This is a genomic window from Moritella sp. PE36 (genome assembly GCF_000170855.1).
Lineage (GTDB): Bacteria > Pseudomonadota > Gammaproteobacteria > Enterobacterales > Moritellaceae > Moritella.
In genome coordinates, this window is sequence record NZ_ABCQ01000027.1 from 35,524 (window position 1) to 55,001 (window position 19,478).

The following is a 19,478-nucleotide window of genomic DNA, read 5'->3' on the forward strand; positions in this document are numbered from 1 at the left end:
GATAAAACGGCAGTTTCACAGCGATTAATGATACGACTACGTTACACGAATGGTAAATAATTGTTAAATTTGGAGTTAATTGATAAAACGTAACATTGGGAATATTCCAAAGTATCCTGATGCGAACCTTCGAGTAATCTAGCTTAGGTCGTTTATAGAAATAGGTCAGTCTAGCGACTGTTTGGATAAGCGTTTACTTACACAGATTTCGGGACAGGGAAAAAGCAGACTCATTAACTGAGCCTACTTTTACAATATGAGCACTTACACTTGCGTACCTTAATTCACTACTAAGCTATCGGCACTACGTAGTTTCATGTAATCACCAAACACCGTTAATGCACCGCTCGACCCGGTTAAGGTTGAGGTTTTATTATCATCACGGCCTACCCAAACGGTGACTACATCGCGATTATCTAAACCAACAAACCAACTGTCACGTAAGTTATCAGTCGAACCGGTTTTACCTGCAAAGTTAATACCCGGAAATTGCCAACTTAAACGACGTGCGGTGCCTTGCTTAGCCACCAATGTCATATTATAAATCGTCAAATCAGTATCTTCACGCGAGAATCGGCGGCTACCTTTTAAATTCTGTTGATAAACCAGATCACCTTCTGCATCAACCACCGCCACCAACGCCGTTAACTTATGGTACTCACCTGCTGTCGCAATCGTTTGATACATTTGTGATACTTGGAATGGTGACATATTTAGTGCCCCCAATAACATCGATGGATAATGATTATCGACCTTTTCAACGCCCAGTCGTTTTAAACTGTCAATGACATTATCAATGCCGAGTGCCATGCCTAAATTAACCGTTGGCACGTTGAGCGACTGCATCAAAGCTTGGTATAACGGCACTTCACCACGGTATTTACGATCATAATTTTTCGGTTGCCAATTATTACCGTACTGATTATTTAACCGTAGCGGTTTATCTTCTAACGGTGAGTTAAGGTCATAACCTTGTTCAAACGCCGTTAAATAAATCGCTGGTTTCACCACCGAGCCAATCGGACGTGAAGCATCAAGCGCCCGGTTAAAGCCGGCATACTGGGTATTACGTCCACCCACAATCGCCGTCACACGACCATAATGACGGTCGGTTACCACCATTGCCGTTTCTAATCCAGAGATGTTACGGGCTTTCTCTAACCGTGGCAGACTTTGTGTAATGGCGGTTTCAGCGGCACGCTGGGCAAGCGGATCTAAACTGGTAAATATTTTTAATCCCGATTGATCATACAGGGCATCACCAAACGTGGTTTTTAACTCACGGCGTAGCAAGGATAAAAACGCGGGTACTTTAGAGATACTCATGTGTCCACGCGGAATAATACCTAACGGGCTCGAGATAGCCGCGCGATATTCTAAGGTGGTTATCTTGCCATTTTTAGACAATAAACGAATGATCATGTCACGACGTTCAAGCGCACGTTCAGGATAACGCCAAGGATCATAAAACGACGGCCCTTTGACTACAGCAACCAAAAAGGCCATCTGATCTATGGTTATCTCTGGTACTGGGCGACCAAAATAAAAGTAACTAGCTAACCCAAAACCATAAACACCATCACTGTAATTTTGACCTAAATACACTTCATTAAGATAACCACTTAAAACCGCGTCTTTACTTAAACGGTAGTTAATCAATATCGCCATGTAGGCTTCGTTAAACTTACGCCAATAACTGCGCTGACGGGTTAAGAAGAAGTTCTTCACTAATTGCTGGGTTAAGGTACTACCACCTTGTACAGTACGCCCGGCATTCATATTAGCGAATGCAGCGCGAATAATAGCAACCGGCGATACCCCGCTATGATGATAGAAATTACGATCTTCCACCAGCAATAAGGTATCAATTAACAGTTGTGGGTAGTTTTGTAATTCAACCAAGATACGGTCTTCTTGATTGGGTGCTTGTAAGGTATCAATCAGCATAGGATCGAGGTTAACAGAATTAAGGTATTTACCGGTTTGCTGATCACGAATGCTGACTAAGCGGTTATCTGCGAAGGTTAAAAACAGCGCTTGATTAGGCTCGGTGCCATCAAGATAGGTAAAGCTGCGGCGAAATAATTCCACTTTGGTCTTGGAGACAGAAAATTGCCCGGCACTACGCGGTTTTGCTACTTTTAAATAATTGAGTAATACCAGCTCTTCGACCAACTTTTCATGGGGTAAAAACATGCCAGGTATTAACGCTAAACTACGCGCATAGATCTGCGCTGGTGTTTTCCAAATAGGGCCAGAGAATCGAGCTTGAATTTTACTGTCTAAATACATGCCGTAAAGAATAAAGATAGCCGAAAAAGCCAGACTACATTTAAGAAGGAAAATGACGATACTGCGAGTCCAAGTGCGATCTTTTGCTTTTTTAGTCTTTTTCTTGGCTGCTTTTCTGGCCGGGGATTTCGTTGTGGTTTTCTTTACTGCTGTTCTTACAGCTGGTTTTCGTTTCGTGACAGTCTTTTTTGTGTCATCACTTACGGGACGTTTAGCCAAGGGAAAGGGTCCTAGAAATTGCATCAAATACGGTCAAATATGATCTAATACGATCTCATAAAACGACGTAATAAAGAATCGCTAGTTTACCCTGTTCACGCCCCACAACTCAACTAGTGCGAGGTAATTTAAACGACCTTTACCATATATAATTCATTTTCAGTCAGCTCGTCAATCATCCCTGATGGCTTTGCGATTTGTTGCTTAAATCCAGCATTTTTATAAAATACTATCGCGTTTTCATTGTCTATCATGACGGTTAATTCTAGCTGTTTTAATTTATGCAGCCGAGCCCACGCTTCAACCTGTAACAATAATTGCTGCCCAAGCCCTTTACCGATACTCGCTTGCACAATACCTATAACCAAAGATGCTGTATGACTATCACCGCTAATATAGCCTGTTATACCAATCGCAAAACCAAGCAGCTTATGGCCGTCCTGCTCAATCACATACAGCACCTGAGTTGCAGAATTGATAAACAAGGCCAGATGCTCACTGAGTTCAGTGGCGTTATTTTTCTCCCCCATGGCCATAAACGGCGTTTCGTCATCGAGTTGAGAAAATAACGCAGATAAGGCTTTAGCATCCGCTTCTTTGACCGGTCTAATTATCACTATAAATATTCTCTAATCGCATAAAATATAATAACACCTGACAATTGAAAATTAACAATCGCATCAAACAAGAGTATCATAGGCGCATCGCAAACCAGACGCTAGCGGTTACGCACAACTAACACAACGTCGGTCTGCTTAATATCGCACAGTAATATAACACCAAGGTTCATAATGGTTTTCATCTCTAGCAATGTATCAATTCCCGATTCAGAAATTGATATCCAGGCTATCCGCGCGCAAGGTGCCGGTGGTCAAAACGTCAATAAAGTATCAACCGCGATCCATCTGCGCTTTGATATTAAAGCCTCGTCATTACCTGAATTTTATAAAGAAAGGTTGTTGGCGTTAAATGATCATCGCATCACCAAAGATGGCGTCATTATCATTAAAAGTCAGGAGTCGCGTAGTCAAGACTTTAACAAACAGGTGGCGTTTGAACGCTTAATTGAACTGATTAAGCAGGCGACCGTGATCCAAAAGGCACGTCGCGCTACCAAGCCGAGTCGTAATGCCAAAAAGAAACGTATGGACACTAAAACTCAGCGTGGTAAAACCAAAAACATGCGCGGTAAAGTTAGCTTTTAACTTGTTCCCAAGCTGCATGGTAATTATTTAACGCCAGTTTAAATGCCGCTTGCTGGCGCTTATCAATCGCTGACGCAATAGGAATATCCGCAGTCATGGCATTCACCGCACGACCGCGCATATGTAGTTCGTAATGCAGATGTGGTCCGGTAATACGACCACTATTTCCCGATAATGCAATTTTTTGTCCGCGTTTAACCCGTTGGCCTTTTCGCACTAATGCCTTGCTCAGGTGCAAGAAACGAGTACGGTAGGTTTGACCGTTTGAGATCTCGATATACAAACCAGCATACTTATGATTAAGCACTCGAGATACCACACCATCGCCCGTAGCGAAAATAGGGGTACCAATCGGCGTCGCAAAGTCAGTACCATTATGCGGGCGTAATAAACCGGTAACTGGGTGTAAACGCTTTGGATTGAAGCTTGATGATATACGGTATTTACTGCTAACCGGACGACGCACAAAAGCACGTTCAATGCTTAAACCAGCTTCATCATAATAAGCACCTTCATACAAATAGGCACTAATATTACGGCTACGATTATTAATGCTCACCGCATCAATACGGTTTTCGCCGGTCAGTTGGTCACCTATATATTGACGAGATACCAATACTTTAAACGTATCACCGATACGGAAATCACGGCTGAAATTAATTTTATCTTTTAATAAACTAGCAATAAATTGCGCTTCAAATAACGATAATCCCGCTTTTTTTGCCGACCCTGAAAAACTGTATTCAACCTTGCCAATGTAGCTGTGCTCACGCCATTCACCATCAATATTTACCTGTTCAAATTCAAAACCACTATCACCTTGGCGTTTATAAATGACTTGATGCGCTAAGCTTATTTGTAATTCCAAACGCGTTAATTCACCTTCAAACTCAGTAAATATTAACATTTGTCCCGGTTTAATACTGTCTAATGCCAGCACATTTAAATCCACTTCCAGAATTTGGTATAGACTCTTTTGGCTTAAATCCAATTGCTCAAAAATAGCCCCTAAGGTGTCACCCTTTTGGATCACATAGTTAATTGTTTTGGGATAAGACTTGGCCAGTTCTGCTGCTATTGATGCCACTACTGATTCTGTAACCATCGCGGTTGTCGCAGGGATCACGCTATCCGTAGATACTGCAGAGACAGATGACCTCTCAGCTGCTAGTCCTGATGACGGCTCTGATGATGTCTCTAATGATCGTGTTGACGTTTGACCTAGTGATTGCTCTGCTGGCAAGCTAACCGTGTTTACTTGCGACTCATTAGTAACAACTATCGGCGCAGCTTTTATCACAGCCTTTGTCGCAGCCTTTATTACAGTACTGGTATCGACTTTATCGCTAACTGGTAATAGCGTGAAAATACCAAGCAATACGCTGGTTAATAGCACCCACATCAGCACTAATTGTAATTTATTGTTCTTAATTGACGACATTAATGAATACCCAATTCTCGTTCAAAATAGCCGTAATTAGCATAATAAGGCCGAAATGGTATACCACAACAAAACAAAGGCATAGTATTGATAACGTAAATATGTGTAAATCAGTTAAAAAATTTGAAGTCAACAATTAGCTCACTATCACATAACTCGGATCTATTTGAAAAATTCCGAGTACAATGAGTACATTACCAACAACAGTTAACCAAAAAATACGTTTGAAGCTGATTTTACTTTTTTTATGGGAAAACAGTTTTTGTCCGATCAGAGCACCCGGCCAACCACCAAGTAATGCCAACAGGTGTAATGTCTTCTCTGGCGTCCGCCATGCCTGCCGTTTTGCTGCCCATTTATCTTTTCCATATACCAGTAATGTAATAATGCTCAATACCAAATAACTGTAACCTAGCCATACCAACATACGATCTTCCTCTGAATTTAAAACGCCCCAGATATAAAAACGGCAAGCGTAATGCTTGCCGTATCAATTTAGCTTAATCTGTCGTGCTCTACGAGAGAATAATTACCCCCATACTCAGTTTACCAATTATCGGCAGCCCACTGTTGTTGCTCGTCAGTATCCATAAAGCTCCACGCTAATATACGACTGACTTTCTGACCTTGCGACATCGGGATCACACGGATTTGTTTTACGCCAAGTCCTTGTAAATACTGTTCCAGCTCTTCAATATGCTCACCCTTTGAGATAAGACTAGTGAACCAACATACTTGCGCAGTGAAATCTTTACTTTCTTTCGCCATGTCTTTGACAAAGCGTAGTTCGCCACCTTCACACCAAAGTTCAGAATGCTGACCACCGAAGTTCAACTTAGTGGTGTCGGTTGGCGCTGCTTTACCTTTGTGCAGATTTTTAATCTTACGCTCAGTGCCTGCTGCCGCATCCGCCATCGATGCATGGAACGGAGGATTACAAATCGTCACTGCGTATTTGTCGTTATATTTAATCACACCTTTAAAGGTACTGCCTGGCGTTTTCTTTAATACAATCTTAATCGCTTTGTTTAAACCTGGGTTCGCTTGTACGATCACGTTGGCGGTTTTTGCAGCAACCGTATCAACATCGGTAGCTACAAAACCCCAGCCATAGCTGCGATGACCAAGAATAGGGTAAATACAGTTGGCGCCTGTACCAATGTCTAACGCTTTAACACGCTTACCGGTTGGTACTTCGCCATTATTCATTTCAGCCAGCAAGTCGGCAATATAATGAATGTAATCAGCACGTCCTGGGATTGGTGGACATAAATAACCGGTCGGAATCTGCCAATTTGGTACTTGGTAAAAATGGGCTAATAATGCACTGTTCAAGCAAATGACGGCTTTATCATCACTAAAATCGACCGTTTCTTCTCCACTAGGGTTTTGCGTTATGAACGCTTTTAACGCTGGGTATGTTTTAACTAAGGCAGTTAAATCATAACGTCCCTGATGTGGATTACGGGGATGCAATGTAGCGATTTTTTTAGTCATGATAAATCTTCTTTTATTTGTCTGGAACGAACTCTGCGGGATAATAGCAGATTACGATTAATTATGGCTGCTTTCCTACATATGTTTTTTAACCCGTCGAGTCGGCATCGCCTCAAGTGGATTATCTGGCCAATAATGCTTCGGATATCGCCCTTTCATTTCTTTTTTAACCTCGGCATAACTGCCATTCCAAAAACCCAGTAAATCTTGGGTTATCTGTAGCGGACGTTGAGCAGGTGACAATAGTTCAATCACAATCGGCACGCGTCCATTGGCAACGGCGGGTTTATTGGCTTGACCAAACATCTCTTGAATACGTACAGGTAAACTCGGCGCGCTGTTATCGTTATAACGTAATTTAATTTTCGATCCAGTTGGCACGGTGAAATGAGTCGGTAATTCCTTATCCAAACGTTGCTGTAGCGACCACGCTAAACGGGATGATAATGCCTCTGTTAACGGGATTTTTTTCATCTGTGCAGGCCCTGTTACCCCCGTTAAGTAGGGTAATAGCCAATTTTCTAAATCGTCAATCAAGGCAGCGTCACAGTAATCAACAAAGCCCAATTCAGGTAGCCATTTATGCGCGCAACGTAAACGTGTGAGTAAGGCTTTATTTTGCTCATTCCACGGCAATACCGACAAACCCGCTTTGCGAATACCGGCCAGTACAGCAGTTTGCTTTTGCGCTGGCGTGATATCGGTTAATACTTTACGTGATAATACTAACTTGCCTAAACATTGACGTTGCTGAGCAATTAACTTCTGCGCTTTTAAATCCCATTGTACAAATGCCTGCTGGCTAAACAGTTGCGGTAACCAAATTTGTAATTCCACGAGATCGAGGGCACAAGCGTTATACACCATGGCATCAGCGCCTTGTTCTGTTAAGGATAAATCAGCAACAACCAATAACTCGGCACTGGTTAAACTGGCGTCGTTCATCAATTTAACCCCGAGTCCATTGCTTAACATATACAACACATCTTGGCCGTGGCCAGCTTGCCCCCGTCCAGTATTGTCTCGACGTTGGGCGATGCGGTCTGGATACGCTAACGCTAATAACAACCCGGTATAGGCGTTAGTGTCTCTGTGGTGGCTGCTGGTTTTGACGAAGCTAAAGCGCTGCGCCCATTGCTGTGCTTGACGTTTGGCTTGATTAAATTGACCCGATGCCATTTGTTGCAATGCAAAATCCAAATCAAGCGGTAAGCGTTCACTACCTTCAAGCAATGCGATTAATCGACAGGCTAACCAACTAATACCCGGCAATTCATCTTCCCATGCTTGCGCCGTTAATAACATATGCGCTAACCGTGGGGACATACCAAATGCAGCCAATGCTTGGCCATGCTTACTGCAATTCCCTGACTCTAACGCCCCTAAATCAGTTAACAAGCCTTCGGCATAATCAACATTCGCCACTGAAGGTTGATCCAATAACGCCAATTCAGCAAAGCTATTAACGCCCCACACCTTTAGCTCCAAACAAGTTGAAGTTAAATCCGCGGCGAGAATTTCTGGTTCTATTTGTGGCTCTAAGCGGCTGTGATCTTCTTCGCGCCATAAACGATAACAATGCCCGATTTGTAATCGCCCTGCTCGTCCGGCTCTCTGTGTTGCCGATGCTTGGCTAATACGCTTTGTTTGTAAGCGGCTGACACCAGAACGTGGCGAGAAGCTGACTTTGCGCTCAAGACCAGAATCAATCACCACCGAAATGCCTTCAATGGTTAATGAGGTTTCGGCTATATTCGTCGCCAATACAATCTTGCGCAGCCCTTTAGCAATAGGATTAATTGCCGCCTGTTGCTGTTGCTGAGTCAGTTGCCCATATAAAGGCAGCACTTGTAGATGCGTATTCACCAATTCCTGCAACTGTTGCTGACAACGTTTAATTTCACTCACCCCAGGCAAAAATACCAGAATATTACCGCCCTGCTGTTGCAGCGCTAATTTAACCGTTGCGACTATTGCTCCGGGCAACGCTTGCTTGATCGTACTGCGCTGTAAATTCATCGGATGATAACTATAAGAAACAGGAAAACAGCGTCCTTCAGCTGTCAACAGTTTCGCATCAGGCAACATTTTCTGTAACGCTTCGCTGTCGAGTGTTGCTGACATTACTAATAATTTTAAATCATCGCGTAGACCTTGCTGCACTTCCAACGCAAACGCCAAGCCGATATCCGCATTCAATGAACGTTCATGAAACTCATCAAAGATAATCAAATCATAATCGCTTAGTTCCGGATCTTGCTGGATCATCCGCGTTAAGATCCCTTCCGTTACCACTTCCAATCGTGTTGATTTCGATACTTTGGTATCTCCACGCATACGATAACCCACGTCCTCCCCGACCTTTTGTTGTAACTGCGACGCCATAAACGTGGCAATATTCCGCGCGGCAAGACGGCGCGGTTCCAACATCAGAATGCGGCCACTGAAGATCTTCTCTTGCAGTAGTTTTAACGGTAATAACGTTGATTTACCTGCACCCGGAGGCGCTTGCAGAATAACTTGATTCGATGATTTTAAGGCCGTAAATAGACTTGGTAATACGGAAGTGATCGGTAACGCTGCCACAAAGGCCTCTCAAAATAGAATGAATTAATCAGTAATAGGATGATTTTACCCTAAAAACACCAATCATTAAATTTAAGTCTATTATTTATAAGGAATAGCAAAAGGAACTTACTATGCGCTTATCTCTGTCTATTGTTTTACCTTTGTTAGTGATACTCAGTTATAACGGTAGTGCTATTGCTCACGTGGGATTTTGGTCAAAAACCTACACCATTACCCACCAACTCACTAATGGTGAAAGCATTGCCAGCGCCAAACAAATTATGCAAGAAAAAGCCCGTATCAAAGCCAGTTTTGATGTGCGTAATTATAAGTTAATGAACAAACCCGTTGATCTCACCAACTACAAACACTATGTGCCGATTATTCAAGCCGCTTACATTAATATCACCCCGCAAAACAAACCACAGATAGTCAAAGATAAGGACGTCTATAAAGGTCAGGTATTTGTGGTGCAGCAAATACGGGCAACATTTGATGAGCATTACATTGGCAGGAGTATGGCGATATTACGTAACAATTTCAGCATAGAAAAAAGTCTGATCACCCTGGATAACGAATTCGATAACCATTTAAAAAATTTAGGCGAGATAAAATTAGCCATTGCCGAACAACAGATCACCACTCAGCAAAGCGCCCGATTAATCCGCCAACAAGATCATGAAGTCATGCAACTGACGTCGGTACTGGATGATGTGAAACGGTTGTTTTCAGCGCATGGCCGTAGCCCGAAATTCAACCTCGCGCAGTTATTAAAAGTACGGGACAGCATTGATACCGAAGTCATCGAACCCATCCTCAATACCAAAGTACAAACCCGTATTACCGCGGTTGAAGAACTCAGTAATGGTAATGTCAAAGTGCAAGTGCAAGTGGGTTGGAAGCTACCGTTACATCATATGCAGATATTACATAAATATACCCGTTCTGCCGATGTGACCGCACCAGGGGGCAGTTCTACCTACTTAAAATTATCGCGTTTTTATAACGATAAAGAACGCGCCCCGTCAGTACTTTCAGCTAATATCTACCATTACCTCGCCAGCCAAAAAATTTACTTTGACGTCTCTATAGGCAGTCAACATCAAAGGTTAGGCGTACTCTACCCGAACGGCGGCGATATAATGAATAATTGTAATAACCCACTCGCGCGGGATGCCGACAGCCAAGATAAAACCTCAGTATGTATCGTCGAGCAAGTATTTAACGACCAACAGATTTTGTCGCAACCCAATATCGCCAACCCACTCACGTTCACCCTTAATGCCAATGAGATTGATGGTCAGCTTAGCGTTAACGTAAAACAAATATGGCAAAAAGCGGATGTTGAAGAAGATAAACAATGGCGACGGGATCTGTCTCAATTCAATTAATTACCTACCACCACAAACCTCGTTAGGGTGTTTTAACATCATGCTTGCGTATAGCTTTATCTGCAAAAAATTATTATGCTCTACGCTGGTTTTCTATTATTGAGCATTATTATGCAGTATCCGAGTCCATTACAGCCCGCAACGTTAATAAAACGCTACAAACGATTTTTAACCGATGTCATTCTTGAGAATGGTGAAGAAGTAACAATTCATTGTGCCAATACCGGTGCAATGACCGGCTGTGGCGATCCTGGTGATACCATTTGGTACTCAACATCGGATAACCCCAAGCGGAAATATTCACGCTCTTGGGAACTCACCGAAAAAGCCAATGGCGATATGATCTGTATTAATACCATGAGGGCCAATCAACTGGCTAAAGAAGCCATTGCATCAGCGGCGATAGCACAACTCACTGGTTATGAACATCTCACCACCGAAGTAAAGTACGGCAATGAGAATAGTCGGATCGATATTTTGCTCGATGATCCAAAACTCGGTAAATGTTATATCGAAGTGAAGAGTGCCAGTTTATTAGAAAATGACTGTGGTTATTTTCCTGATACTGTCAGTGTTCGGGGGCAAAAGCATCTTAGAGAACTGATGGCTGTAAAGAAAAGCGGACACCGAGCAGTATTATTATTTGTCGTTCAGCATACCGGAATTAAGACCCTAAAACCTGCGAAACACTTAGATAGAGACTATAGTGATCTTGTTAAGCAGGCCATTAACCAAGGAGTTGAAGTATTCGCATACGCGAGTACAATAGAAACAGACAATATTTCACTGGTAGAACAAATTTCATTCAACTGTGACTAAAGTCACACCGAAACTAACTCGAAAGAGGGTGTAATTGAACAATTTGCCAGTTTAGTTTGCGCAGTTTGTGTGTTTCTGGTATTTATACCGCCCATAAATATTGCTTAGCAGTGCTCAGTAATATTGTGGCGTAATGCGGACTAGGAGAGATAGCATGCCTGAAGCGAAAAAATTACTCGGTGTTTTAGCCATCGCAGGTGTAGAAGCTTACCAATTACAACCTGGTGAAGAATACATGGGCGAGAAGCAACGCAATCACTTCAAAAAGATTTTAAGTGCTTGGCGTAATGAACTACGTGAAGAAGTTGATCGCACAGTGGTTCATATGAAGGATGAAGCGTCAAACTTCCCAGATCCAGTGGATCGTGCAGCCCAGGAAGAAGAATTTAGCTTAGAACTTCGCGCTCGTGATCGTGAAAGAAAACTGATCAAGAAAATCGAAAAAACACTTCAATTTATTGAAAATGATGAATTCGGTTTTTGCAACACATGCGGTATCGAAATCGGTATCCGCCGTCTAGAAGCACGACCGACTGCAGAACAATGCATTGACTGTAAAACGCTTTCTGAAATTAAAGAAAAGCAAATGGTTGGCTAATCAGTTTCTACTGACATTATTTTATTGAGGGCTTATTAGCCCTCTTTCTATTTGTAGCCCTTTTTATTTTAAGAACCGTATTTATGTCCAATAGCTATGTAGGACGCTTTGCGCCCTCACCTTCAGGACCATTACATTTTGGCTCCCTGATTGCTGCTGTTGGCAGCTACTTACAAGCAAAAGCCAACCAAGGTACTTGGTTAGTGCGTATTGAAGATCTTGACCCTCCACGCGAAGTCGCCGGTGCGGCAGCCAATATTTTAACCACTCTCGAAGCCTTTGGCTTACACTGGGATCGTGAGGTTATCTATCAAAGCCAACGCAGCGCCGCTTATCAAGAAGCCATTGCTCAACTCAGCCAGCAACATCTAACCTATTTCTGCAATTGTACGCGTAAGCAGATCCACGCTCAGGGTGATTTTTATCAAGGCCAATGTAAGTATAAGCAACTTAGCGCTGACAATGCCTCGTTGCGGGTAACGACAACAGCACCGGTTAATTATTTTATCGACGAACAGCACGGTAAAATTGATATTAATAAAGAACTGGCAGCAGAAGACTTTATCATTCATCGTAAAGATGGCCTGTTTGCTTATAATCTTGCCGTCGTGGTTGATGATATTTACCAAGGTATTACCCAAGTTGTGAGAGGCGCAGACCTCATTGAACCGACTGGTCGACAATTATATTTGTTTACTCAATTTTCACAGCCCGCACCGTCATATTTGCATTTACCTTTGGCCTGCAATGCCGATGGCTCAAAATTAAGTAAACAGAATCACGCCCCCGGTTTAGATATAAGTCAGGCTAAGATGGGATTAATTGATGCGTTTAGATTTTTAGCCTTACCAGCTGGTAGCGAACTTCAAGATCTCTCTATCCCTCAGCTAGTAGAATGGGGAACAGAACATTGGTCCGTCAAAAACCTACCCAGACAGAAATCAATCGTATTAGGCCAATAAGGCAAGATTAATACTAAATTTCGTCGACAATCTTTGTCATTTTATCAACTCAGCGCTATTATATGGCGGCATAAATAATTCAACCTATTTTAATATTAATTCGAGGTGTACCATTTTCACTCAAATCACTAGATTCTGTAAAAATATACTGAGCAGAAAGCAGATAGATCAAGCACCAGATGTGCAAGAGACTACTTCTGAGACAGCGTCAAAGACACGCAAAGATCGTGATGCCGCGAGTAAAAACGCACCAAGCGAGACCCGTTCGACTAAAACTTCGGTTGCAGTACCTGCGTCAGTTGTGCCACAAAATGCACAGAATTTAGGATTAAATGAACTGAAATTGGAAAAGGGTCAACACCCGGTCAACCATAATCTAATTAGTGAAAACGCCCTAAAAGTACTCTACCGTTTACATAAATCAGGCTATCAGGCTTATCTTGTTGGTGGTGGTGTACGTGATATCTTTATTGGTCAAGAGCCAAAAGATTTTGATATTGCGACCAATGCTGAACCAGAGCAAATCAAAAAATTATTCCACAACTGTCGATTAGTTGGCCGCCGTTTCCGTCTTGCTCACATCCTATTTGGCCGTGACATGATCGAAGTTGCCACCTTCCGTGGTCATCACGTTGAAGAACAAGAACAAAATCAACAAACATCAAAGCAGTCTGATGGTGGCATGTTGTTACGTGATAATGTCTACGGCAACATCAGTGAAGATGCTGAACGTCGTGACTTTACCGTTAATGCACTTTACTACAACATTGCAGACCGTGCTGTTTATGACTTTGCTGGCGGCCTTGCCGATTTACAAAGTAAACAACTACGTTTAATTGGCGATCCAGAAACACGTTACCGTGAAGATCCAGTACGTATGTTACGTGCTGTTCGTTTCTCCGCTAAATTAGATATGCAAATAAGCCCCGAAGCAAAAGCACCAATCAAACAGCTAGCCAACTTACTACAAAGTATTCCTGCCGCCCGCTTATTTGAAGAAACATTAAAACTATTCTTAAATGGTCACGGTTTAGCGACATACAAACTGATGAAAGAGCATGGTTTATTCCAGCCATTATTCCCACTGGTTAGCAAGTATCAAAATGAAGACGGTTCAAGTAACTGTGATAAATTCATCGAAATTGCACTCGAAAATACCGATAGCCGTATTAATGCCGGTAAGCGTGTGACACCAGCTTATTTATATGCCGCAATGTTATGGTATCCACTAGAAGCGCTCGCTGAAGAACGCGTGATTGACAGCGGTCTTAACTACAGTGATGCCTTGTTATTAGCAATGAATGACGCGCTAGACTCACAAACTAAGAGCATTGCAATTCCACGTCGCTTTACTTCAACAATCCGTGATATCTGGCATTTACAAGGCCGCTTACCACGTCGCCAAGGTAAACGCGCAGAAAAAGCCTTCGAACACTTAAAATTCCGTGCCGGTTTTGACTTTTTAGAAATGCGCGCAGAAATCCAAGGTGGTGACTTAGTCGAAGTAACGCAATGGTGGCGCGATTACCAAACTGCGAATGCCACTGGCCGTCAGAATTTAATTAAAGAATTGAATGCACCAGCGGGTAAAAAAACACGTCCACGCCGCGCTAAAAAGAAAAAGCCAGCGAACGAAAGTGATGCTTAATAGTATGTTATCTCTAAAAGAACATGATATTAACGAACAAGGTTATACCCGTTGTTATATCGCGATCGGCAGTAATCTTGCCGATCCAGTAGCGCAAGCCAAAGCAGCAATCACAGCGCTAGAGACATTAACGGCATGCCGTTTTATTTGCGTTTCATCCCTGTATGCAAGTAAGCCGATGGGACCACAAGAGCAACCTGATTATATAAATGCAGTTGCCTGTATCGATACCCGTTTAGCGCCAATTGAATTACTTGATGCGTTACAGCAGATTGAAAATGAACAAGGCCGTGTACGTAAAGAACATTGGGGAGCAAGAACCCTCGATTTAGATATCTTACTGGTCGGTAATGAAATAATGAGTACACCACGCTTAACCGTGCCACATTACGGCATGAAAGAGCGTGAGTTTGTACTTTATCCATTAGCAGAAATAGCACCACAATTGCAGTTACCTTGTGGTCAAGCATTGTCAGCATTACTTGAGGACTGTCCTCGTAATGACTTAGCTATTTATCAAAACACAGAGTAATGTGAAGAAGGATTTCCAATGAGCAAGGTTACCGTATCTAAACTGCTTAAGATGAAAGAAGCAGGACAAAAATTTGCCAGTATTACCGCGTATGACGCGAGTTTTGCGGCATTATTTGATGAAGTCGGCATGCCTGTATTATTAGTCGGCGACTCGATGGGCATGGTATTACAAGGCCATAATGATACGTTACCTGTCACAGTAACAGATATTGCTTATCATACCCGCTGTGTGCGTGCAGGGGCGACAAATTCACTGGTTATCGCTGATATGCCATTCATGAGTTATGCCACTAAAGAGCAGACGTTAACCAATGCGGCCACCCTGATGCAAGCCGGTGCCAATATGATAAAAGTTGAAGGTGGCGAATGGTTAGTAGAAAGTGTTGCAGCATTAACTGAACGTGGCATTCCAGTATGTGGCCACCTTGGTTTAACACCGCAGTCTGTACACGTCTTTGGCGGGTTTAAAATACAAGGCCGCGCACAAGATAAAGCCGATGAAATGGTCGAGCATGCGCTGTCATTACAGGCCGCGGGTATCCAACTGTTAGTTGTAGAATGTATCCCTGCACCACTGGCAAAACGCATCACTGAAGCCTTAACGATCCCAGTGATTGGTATTGGCGCTGGTCGTGATACTGATGGTCAAATCTTAGTGATGCATGATGCATTCGGTATTTCAAAAGGTTTTGTACCTAAATTCTCAAAGAATTTCTTAGCCGAAACCGGTGATATGCGCAAAGCAATTAGCGCTTATATCGATGAAGTTGCCGCACAGACGTTCCCTGCCGATGAGCACATGTTTTCATAACATACCCGCCCCATTTTATTAGGTAATTCATATATGGATATTATTGCAAATATTGATGTGCTTAGAGAGCAAGTGATCGCTTGGCGTCGTCTTGGTCTATCTACCGCATTTGTGCCGACCATGGGTAATTTACATGATGGTCATTTGACCCTGGTTAAAGAAGCGCAAAAATACGCAGATCGTGTGGTCGTCAGTATCTTTGTTAATCCGATGCAGTTTAACCAAGCTGCTGATTTAGCCGCTTACCCGCGTACCTTAGACTCAGATTGCCGTGCATTACAAAGTGTTGATACCGATTTAGTCTTTACCCCAGCACCAGAACTGATTTATCCACACGGTCTAGCATCACAAACGTTCATTCAAGTACCAGGTATTTCAGAGGTGCTAGAAGGCGCGCATCGCCCGGGTCACTTTAACGGTGTATCGACGATCGTGGCCAAGTTATTTAACTTAGTGCAACCTGACGTGGCTTTGTTTGGTGAAAAAGATTTTCAACAATTAGCGTTAATTCGTCACATGGTTGACGACCTAGCAATGCCAATTCAAATTGTTGGCGTGCCGACTGTACGTGAAAAATCAGGCCTAGCAATGAGCTCTCGTAATGGTCTGTTAACAGCTGAAGAACGTACTGTTGCGCCACTATTAGCCGATGTAATGCAGACCATTGCTGATCAAGTTACTCTTGATGAACAAGCAAATAAAGCATTAGTCACGCAAGCCACAGCACAACTCAATGCCGCAGGTTTTAATACCGACGCAATTGATATTGTCGATGCCGATACTTTAGCGCTTATAACTAAAAACAGTACAACAGCCGTTGTTTTAATGGCTGCATTTTTAGGGAAAGCACGTTTAATCGATAATAAAGTGATTAAATTAAGTTAATCATAAACGCAATAGTACTGATAACTAGGACGATTTACCTGAGCAAATAGTACAATTGCGCTAATTAAACAAATACGCTACTATGGACGCCGGTACATATTTTGTGCGGTATATATATATCCCCAAGCGACTCTAAGATGAACAATCAGCAACTTGGGTATATTCATAAACTATTAATGGAATGGGTTTTAGAACAATGCAAACCACAATGCTAAAAGGTAAATTACACCAAGCGCGTGTAACACATGCAGAATTAAACTATGAAGGTTCATGCGCAATCGATCAAGATATGCTTGATGCGTCAGGGATCCTAGAGTATGAAGCAATCGATATCTATAACATTGATAATGGTGAGCGCTTTTCAACTTATGCTATCGCTGGCGAACGCGGTTCAAAAATCATTTCAGTGAACGGCGCTGCAGCGCGTAAAGCAGCAGTCGGCGATCGTATCATTATCTGTGCTTACGTACGTATGGACAATGAAGAAGCGAAACAACACAAACCTTCGCTTGTTTATCTTAATCAAGTTAATGACATCGTTCGTACAAGTAACGATATTCCAGTACAGGTTGCCTAGTTAGCAAACCGATACGGAATAATGAAAAACCAGCGTTATGCTGGTTTTTTTGTGCCTGAAATCTAGCCGATGATGTATTGAATTCTATTGCTGTAAATAAATCACAGGTAATAAAAAAGAGCACCTAAGCGCTCTTTTGTCATCACCCTAATAACTTAAGTCTGAGTGCCAATATCTCGACACACAGCCTTTACTTATTACAGAATTGATTCAGCCGTTGCAACAACGTTTGCAACAGTGAAACCGAACATTTCAAACAGTTGGTCAGCAGGTGCTGATTCGCCGAATGTTGTCATGCCGATGATCTTACCGTTAAAGCCAGTGTATTTGTGCCAGAAGTCAGCGATACCCGCTTCAACCGCAACACGTTTAACAACGTCAGACGGTAGAACAGATTCACGGTATGCAGCGTCTTGCTTGTCAAATACGTCTGTAGCAGGCATAGATACAACACGAACCTTACGGCCTTTCGCTGTTAGTTCTGCCGCTGCTTTCGTACAAAGTTCAACTTCAGAACCGGTAGAAATAAGGATAAGTTCTGGTTTGCCATCACAATCAACTAGCGTGTAACCACCTTTAGCAACGTTAGCTAACTGTGCATCAGTACGCGGCATAGGTGCTAGACCTTGGCGACTGAAGATTAGAGCCGTTGGACCGTCTTTACGTTCGATTGCATATTTCCATGCTACCGCAGATTCAACAGAATCACATGGACGCCATGCGCTCATGTTTGGTGTTAGACGTAGACTTGCAACTTGCTCTACTGGCTGGTGAGTTGGACCATCTTCACCTAGACCGATTGAGTCATGTGTATAAACTTGGATGTTCTGAATTTTCATTAATGCAGCCATACGCATTGCATTACGCGCATATTCCATGAACATCAGGAATGTCGCACCGTAAGGCGTTAAACCACCGTGTAAAGACATACCATTGATGATTGCCGTCATAGCAAACTCACGTACACCGTAATGTAAGTAGTTACCAGATGCGTCATCAGCAGTAATTGCTTTAGTACCAGACCACATAGTTAAGTTAGATGGTGCTAAATCAGCTGAGCCACCGAGTAGTTCTGGTAACATTGCACCAAACTCTTCGATACAGTTTTGTGATGCTTTACGTGTCGCTATTTTTGCAGAATCAACTTGTAACTGTTTGATGTAATCAGTTGTTTTTGTTTCCCAATCTGCAGGTAGTTCACCTGAAGTACGACGTAGGTATTCTGCAGCTAGTTCAGGATATGCCGCTTGATAAGCCGCAAATTTTTCATTCCATGCAGCTTCCGCTTGTGCGCCAGCTTCATTGGCATCCCACTCAGCATAGATATCTGCAGGAATTTCAAATGCAGCGTGTTTCCAACCAAGTTTTTCACGTGTTGCTATGATTTCAGCTTCACCCAGAGGAGCACCATGACAGCCATGCGTACCTTCTTTATTTGGTGAACCAAAACCGATCACTGTTTTACAACAGATAAGACTTGGACGTGATGTTTCAGCTTTAGATGCGTCGATTGCCGCTTGGATTTCTGCAGGGTTATGACCATCTACAGAGATTACATGCCAGCCGTAAGCTTCAAAACGTTTTACTGTGTCGTCAGTGAACCAACCATCAACTTCGCCATCAATTGAAATGCCGTTGTCATCCCAGAATGCAACTAGTTTACCTAAGCCTAATGTGCCAGCAAGTGAACATGCTTCGTGAGAGATACCTTCCATTAGACAGCCATCGCCTAAGAAAGAGTAAGTGAAATGATCAACAACTTCATGTTCTGGTTTATTGAACTGTGCTGCTAATGTTTTTTCAGCAATCGCCATGCCTATAGCATTAGTGATACCTTGGCCTAATGGACCAGTCGTAGTTTCAATACCAGGTGCATAACCATACTCTGGGTGACCAGGTGTTTTTGAATGCAATTGACGGAAGTTCTTCAATTCTTCAATTGGTAGTGCGTAACCTGTTAGGTGTAGCAGTGAGTAAATAAGCATTGAACCATGACCGTTTGACAGAATAAAGCGGTCACGATCAACCCAG

General features: G+C 42.7%; 17 protein-coding genes. 10 read left to right on the forward strand and 7 right to left on the reverse strand.

Annotation, left to right across the window (positions count from 1 at the left end; translation table 11 throughout):
- Positions 1-279 precede the first annotated feature (279 nt).
- Positions 280-2,511 (reverse strand): penicillin-binding protein 1B, encoded by a 2,232-nt coding sequence (mrcB, locus tag PE36_RS14680; protein WP_043994571.1) that lies wholly within the window; start codon positions 2,509-2,511, stop codon positions 280-282.
- A gap of 128 nt (positions 2,512-2,639) precedes the next feature.
- Entirely contained in the window at positions 2,640-3,128 is a 489-nt protein-coding gene (locus PE36_RS14685) for a GNAT family N-acetyltransferase (protein ID WP_006032828.1), read from the reverse strand.
- Positions 3,129-3,302: 174 nt separating this feature from the next.
- Here PE36_RS14685 and arfB point away from each other — a divergent pair, with 174 nt between their 5' ends.
- Positions 3,303-3,716, forward strand: a complete 414-nt coding sequence (arfB, locus tag PE36_RS14690; RefSeq protein WP_006032830.1) for an alternative ribosome rescue aminoacyl-tRNA hydrolase ArfB — start codon at positions 3,303-3,305, stop codon at positions 3,714-3,716.
- Here the strand turns inward: arfB and PE36_RS14695 are convergent.
- The 4 genes from PE36_RS14695 to hrpB form a co-directional block, all read right to left on the reverse strand.
- Positions 3,706-5,157, reverse strand: coding sequence for a peptidoglycan DD-metalloendopeptidase family protein (locus tag PE36_RS14695; protein WP_006032831.1), 1,452 nt, complete (start codon positions 5,155-5,157; stop codon positions 3,706-3,708). The two genes, arfB and PE36_RS14695, sit on opposite strands and share 11 nt — an antisense overlap.
- A 136-nt stretch (positions 5,158-5,293) precedes the next feature.
- Positions 5,294-5,584, reverse strand: a complete 291-nt coding sequence (locus tag PE36_RS14700) for a DUF1294 domain-containing protein (protein WP_006032832.1) — start codon at positions 5,582-5,584, stop codon at positions 5,294-5,296.
- Between the two features lie 119 nt (positions 5,585-5,703).
- Positions 5,704-6,654 carry a 23S rRNA (adenine(1618)-N(6))-methyltransferase RlmF gene (rlmF, locus tag PE36_RS14705; RefSeq protein WP_006032833.1) on the reverse strand — a complete coding sequence of 317 codons (951 nt, stop codon included), beginning with the start codon at positions 6,652-6,654 and terminating at the stop codon, positions 5,704-5,706.
- 75 nt (positions 6,655-6,729) lie between these two features.
- A complete protein-coding gene (gene hrpB, locus PE36_RS14710; protein ID WP_006032834.1) occupies positions 6,730-9,240 on the reverse strand; it encodes an ATP-dependent helicase HrpB in 2,511 nt (836 codons plus the stop codon).
- Positions 9,241-9,353: 113 nt separating this feature from the next.
- Between hrpB and PE36_RS14715 the strand changes: the two genes are divergently transcribed.
- The 9 genes from PE36_RS14715 to panD all read left to right on the forward strand — a co-directional run bounded on the left by PE36_RS14715 (position 9,354) and on the right by panD (position 17,447).
- Positions 9,354-10,613, forward strand: coding sequence for a hypothetical protein (locus PE36_RS14715; RefSeq protein ID WP_006032835.1), 1,260 nt, complete (start codon positions 9,354-9,356; stop codon positions 10,611-10,613).
- Between the two features lie 111 nt (positions 10,614-10,724).
- Positions 10,725-11,432, forward strand: coding sequence for a DNA/RNA nuclease SfsA (gene sfsA / locus PE36_RS14720; RefSeq protein ID WP_043994574.1), 708 nt, complete (start codon positions 10,725-10,727; stop codon positions 11,430-11,432).
- 154 nt (positions 11,433-11,586) lie between these two features.
- Entirely contained in the window at positions 11,587-12,030 is a 444-nt protein-coding gene (dksA, locus tag PE36_RS14725; RefSeq protein WP_006032837.1) for an RNA polymerase-binding protein DksA, read from the forward strand.
- Positions 12,031-12,113: 83 nt separating this feature from the next.
- Positions 12,114-12,992, forward strand: coding sequence for a tRNA glutamyl-Q(34) synthetase GluQRS (gene gluQRS / locus PE36_RS14730; protein ID WP_006032838.1), 879 nt, complete (start codon positions 12,114-12,116; stop codon positions 12,990-12,992).
- Between the two features lie 181 nt (positions 12,993-13,173).
- Positions 13,174-14,640 (forward strand): polynucleotide adenylyltransferase PcnB, encoded by a 1,467-nt coding sequence (gene pcnB / locus PE36_RS14735; RefSeq protein WP_006032839.1) that lies wholly within the window; start codon positions 13,174-13,176, stop codon positions 14,638-14,640.
- A complete protein-coding gene (gene folK / locus PE36_RS14740) occupies positions 14,633-15,172 on the forward strand; it encodes a 2-amino-4-hydroxy-6-hydroxymethyldihydropteridine diphosphokinase (RefSeq protein WP_006032840.1) in 540 nt (179 codons plus the stop codon). Before pcnB ends, folK begins: the two co-directional genes overlap by 8 nt.
- An 18-nt stretch (positions 15,173-15,190) precedes the next feature.
- Entirely contained in the window at positions 15,191-15,985 is a 795-nt protein-coding gene (panB, locus tag PE36_RS14745) for a 3-methyl-2-oxobutanoate hydroxymethyltransferase (RefSeq protein ID WP_006032841.1), read from the forward strand.
- A gap of 33 nt (positions 15,986-16,018) precedes the next feature.
- Positions 16,019-16,870 (forward strand): pantoate--beta-alanine ligase, encoded by an 852-nt coding sequence (panC, locus tag PE36_RS14750; RefSeq protein WP_006032842.1) that lies wholly within the window; start codon positions 16,019-16,021, stop codon positions 16,868-16,870.
- A 196-nt stretch (positions 16,871-17,066) separates the two neighbouring features.
- Complete coding sequence (panD, locus tag PE36_RS14755) at positions 17,067-17,447, forward strand: aspartate 1-decarboxylase (RefSeq protein WP_006032843.1); 381 nt, start codon at positions 17,067-17,069, stop codon at positions 17,445-17,447.
- A gap of 197 nt (positions 17,448-17,644) precedes the next feature.
- On the opposite strand, the gene tkt is transcribed toward panD, so the two are convergent.
- The coding region (gene tkt / locus PE36_RS14760) for a transketolase (RefSeq protein ID WP_006032844.1) at positions 17,645-19,478 on the reverse strand (1,834 nt) is incomplete at its 5' end.